Here is a 4,549-nt window from a genome sequence, read left to right as displayed (position 1 = left end):
TTTTGTAGAAGCTTTCGGGAAATAGTCTTCTCAAGTTTCAGGTTTATTGCAATATTGTTGGCGGAGTCCCGCGATTCATTCGCGGTATCTCATCAGCTAACAAGCAGCGGAATAACGGTTGTCGTTTAGCTATGAATATTAAGAAATTTACCAAATGAAAAAAAAGGCAAAAGAAGCCCCGTGGTTGGCTAATTACTTACATTATACTTTCAAGTATGGCGTTTTTTTATTCTAAACGCTTAATAACCGCGATTCAGCTGCTTTTAAGCCGCAACTAATCTAAATTATAAACATTAAGAAATTTACTGAGCGAAAAAAAAGGTAAAGAAACCCTAGGGTAGCTAATTATTCACTATCCATTTTTTAAGTTGGCGTTTTTTGATGTTTTAAATAGCGTATTTCAGCTTGTGTAGCTAGAAATTTGATAAAGACATGAGGTGCACATAGTGCAAAAAATTAAGCATGATTTACGCCAAATACATTAAGTTTTTTTGTCATTAATCCACTGCAGAGATTGCGAAGATAAATAAATAGCTTCAGTTTCATGATAAGGGGGCTGGCGAAGGGTGTCAAGGAAGTTTTTCGTTTCATCCAATGCGCTGCCAAAAGTTTGTTATGCAAGAGATCCCATAAATTGGGTGTCATAATAACTACACCCACATTAATTTTGGTGTACGTGACCTTGAAAAATCGTGATTCAATACTTAAACTATTAGGGTGGTAGGCAAATAATGGAGCTCAAAATGCATAATGTACAAGAAACTGAAAATTTAAAATTTGACGCTGAGGTAGGGAAAGTGCTGAATATAGTGATTCATTCACTTTACACCAATAAAGACATTTTTCTGCGTGAATTAATATCAAATGCATCAGATGCATGTGATAAGTTGCGCTATGAATCTCAACTAAACCCTAATTTGCTAGATTTGAGTGACGAATTAAAAATCACTATCAGCTCCAATAAAGATAAGAACGAGCTATATATCACTGATAATGGCATTGGAATGAATAGACAGGATTTAATAGACAATCTTGGTACAATTGCAAGCTCTGGTACGCAGAAGTTCTTGGATGCGATTAAGAATAGCAAGGATTCAAGCCAAACTGTGGAGCTGATTGGGAAGTTTGGTGTTGGTTTTTACTCAAGCTTTATGGTTGCATCAGAAGTAATAGTAGAATCGAGAAAAGCTGGAGAAGAGGAGTCTTGGATCTGGCAATCCAAAGGAGATGGGGAATATTCAATCAGCAAGTCAGATAATCAAGTCCCTCGCGGAACCAAAATTACGCTCATTATGCATCCTGAAGAAAACGAGTTTTTAGATAAATTTCGTGTTGAAAATATTGTCACTACTTACTCTGATCACATAAATTTTCCTGTTGAATTTATAGACGAAGAAGGAAAAAGTGAAAAGTTAAACGGTAAGGCTGCAATTTGGACTAAGCCAAAAAATGACGTTACTCAAGAGGAGCACAACGATTTTTTCCGCAGTGTTGCTCACGTTGGCGGGGAGCCCTGGATGATATTGCATAATAAAAATGAAGGTGCAATAGAATATACAAATTTGCTTTATGTTCCTTCTATAAAACCTTTTGATTTATTCCATCCAGATAGACGTTGCTCTGTGAAGTTATATGTAAATAAAGTATTTATCACTGAAGATAACGTACAGATTATACCACAATACTTGCGTTTTCTGAAAGGCGTGGTTGATTCACCGGACTTGCCTCTTAATATCAGCAGAGAAACGCTGCAGAATAATCGTGTTGTTGAGCAGATCAGAAAATCTCTCACTAAGCGTGTGATATCAGAGCTCGGTAAAAAAGCAAAAGAGAATTTAGAGGAATATACAAAATTCTGGACCAATTTTGGTGCAGTTTTAAAGGAAGGTCTTTGTGAAGCTATGCCAACTGATGAGAGAGAAGCACTACTCTCAATTTGCAGATTTCATAGTACTGGTGATGAGAAATTAGTCAGCATTGATGACTATATAAGCAGAATGAAGCCTGAGCAGGAACATATCTATTATCTCACCGGAAATAGCCTCGGTTCAGTGAAAAACAGTCCGCAACTTGAGGGGTTCGTCAGTAAAGGGCTGGAGGTTCTTCTGTTCGTTGATCCAGTGGATGATTTCTGGACTAGTGTAATTCATGAATATAAAGATCAAAAGTTTAAGTCTGTGACTCGCGCTGATGTTGATTTGGAAAAATTCTCTTCAGAAGAAGATAAGAAAAATGAAGAAAACAAATCGAATGAAGAAAAAACTGAGGAAACTATATTGCAATATTTTACTACAGTGCTTGGAGATTCAGTAAAAAGCGTAAAAATTTCCAAAAAATTGACTGATAGTCCCGTATGCCTAGCGGTTGATGAAGGTGCTATGGATCTTCGCATGGAGCGTTTTTTGCGTGAACAAAAGCAGCTAAATTACCGCACGCCAAAGGTGCTTGAAATTAACACTAAGCATCCTGTAATAAAGAGTATAATGAAATCTTATGCTGAAAGTGGTGAAAACCCAACATCGGAGGACATGGTTCACTTATTGTTTTACCAAGCTTGCATCGTGGAAGGCGAAGAGATGGATGACGCGAGCAGCTTTGCTAAGAGACTGAATAATTTGCTTGGCAAGATTTCTGTTTAATGCTATACTTAGCTTAGCTGCTGGTTAGGAGGTAAAACATGTTTGGTTCCAATTTTAGGGACTTTGTATCACAAGATGCAACTTCACAGGGCCAATCAAATTCTGAAAGATTAGTCAAAAGTTGGCATGGTTTTGAAAAACCAGATTCTGAAGATTCAGGTATTGAAGAAGAGTTTGAAGTTTTAGATAGCGAAAGTCAAGAGATACCAGCTACTCCATGTAGCACACCCCTGAAGATCTAAGTTTAGAGAATGCAATACTTGCAAACTTTCCTGATGGTTGTGATAGGTCGTTTACTGTAGAGTTAAAAGATGAAGATTCATATGGTATCATTCCTAAAAACTTAACTTTTGCTGAGATTATAAATATCTTAAATCAAGCTATACAAGAAGATAATTGTGAAGAATTAGACAAGGTTGTACAAAATATTGAAGATTATGAAGGCAGGTCTATTACGCTGGATAATGAAAATCTCAAAGATTTCTGTTCAAATCAACTTGATTTGGAGTTACAAAACGGAAGCAACCATCAACATATATATTCAAATGTACTATCACAATATAAATTTGATCAAGAGGGTTTCAAGTATGATTATTCAGTAAAAGAATTGGTACTATTGGCAATTGCAGCTAATGACAAGCTAGTAGAGCAATATCAGGATTTTCTTTTTGCTGAAGGAAATTTAAGTCTTTTACCTCTCCTTGTTGGTGGTCAAAAATATATTGAAGCTTTTATAGAAAAATTCCATGGTACCGATGGAGTTTGTGGAAGATTAAAAGATCAAACTATACAACTTGTCGAACCTAATAAGATTGGTTTTTTCTCAGTTATAGCATTAAGAAAAGAGCAAGAATTATTAAATGCAGTTTTTGTCGAATACGTTTTAAGAGATTTTGGACAGGTGTTAAAAACAAGTAATCCTGATTCTTTGTATGGTGTGCTTGAAACAGCGTCTCTGATCAAAAATGAAGAATTCATCACGATAGTGCTGGGTGCATTTGAAAGATATATTAATAAGCTAACTAAAAAAGCCTCAACAGAAGAGTTATTAAAAAAGAGTTTTGTTACTTTATCAGAAACTGCGATAAGCCAGGAACACACATCTGTCATTGAATACCTGTGCAAACGATACACTAATAGTGCAGATCATGCCATTTACGATGTATATGAACAAGCATTTGCGGATGATAAAGTTATTACAATACTAGGGCAACAAATCCTGAAAAACATACGAGCTCGTGGCAGAAAAGAAATTTATGATTTAATTCTGAAAACTGCATTGGATGCTGGTAATATTGCATTTATCGAGCACTTGTGTGAAAAATGTGTTAAATGCAGCAATGATGTTATCGGCTATCTCAATCAAAAATTTAAAAATAACGAATTTGATAACATACACGAATCAATCCTCATTGCATTGTCTAATGTTGAATACACAGACACAGACGTTATAGTCGAGGTGCTTTTTTACACTAAAGAAATCCATCAAAACGTATCACATAATGAGCAAGTGATTAGGCTGGTCATACAGAATATACTGAAAAATGCAACACACTACTCAATAGGCCAAGAAGATTACTCCTTAGTCAAGGAAGTATGTTACTTATACACAAAAGAGGGTGCAATTAACGTAATTTTTCAAGAGGAGTGTAAGATTTTTAAATCTAGCATAGAAAAGCGCATAGAAGATCTGGAAAAGGAAAACAAATTATTGCAATCTGAAGCTTTACGTGAATATAACAGCCGTCTTCCAGGTATTGTAAATGGATTAGTTCAGACTGCTTGCATAGTGTATGATGAATACACTAAAGATCCAAAAGACAATAAACGTCAAAAGAATATTGATCTAAGAACCTGTTTAAAATCTTCGTAATAGGAGAGAAATGAAGGAAAGGACAATCATTTGCAAG

General features: G+C 35.5%; 3 protein-coding genes. All 3 read left to right on the top strand.

All coding sequences use genetic code 11. The annotated features are described in order from the left end of the window. Window positions 1-743 precede the first annotated feature (743 nt). The 3 genes from htpG to OZD63_RS05055 are packed head-to-tail and all read left to right on the top strand — an operon-like array spanning window position 744 to window position 4,512. On the top strand, window positions 744-2,639 hold the full coding sequence (gene htpG, locus OZD63_RS05065) for a molecular chaperone HtpG (protein WP_274979432.1): 1,896 nt from the start codon (window positions 744-746) through the stop codon (window positions 2,637-2,639). Between the two features lie 38 nt (window positions 2,640-2,677). Then, entirely contained in the window at window positions 2,678-2,881 is a 204-nt protein-coding gene (locus OZD63_RS05060) for a hypothetical protein (RefSeq protein ID WP_274979430.1), read from the top strand. Between the two features lie 14 nt (window positions 2,882-2,895). Then, entirely contained in the window at window positions 2,896-4,512 is a 1,617-nt protein-coding gene (locus OZD63_RS05055) for a host RNA manipulator TomO (protein WP_458695133.1), read from the top strand. Window positions 4,513-4,549 lie beyond the last annotated feature (37 nt).

The organism is Wolbachia endosymbiont of Drosophila leontia, assembly GCF_028981785.1.
GTDB classification, from domain to species: Bacteria; Pseudomonadota; Alphaproteobacteria; order Rickettsiales; family Anaplasmataceae; genus Wolbachia; species Wolbachia pipientis.
Note: the sequence above shows the minus strand (reverse complement) of the source record. Positions and strands in the feature narration are given on the sequence as shown.

Coding starts and splice junctions, on each gene's coding strand:
- htpG (WP_274979432.1), top strand. CDS start 744: ATGCATAATGTACAAGAAACTGAAAATTTAAAATTTGACGCTGAGGTA.
- OZD63_RS05060 (WP_274979430.1), top strand. CDS start 2,678: ATGTTTGGTTCCAATTTTAGGGACTTTGTATCACAAGATGCAACTTCA.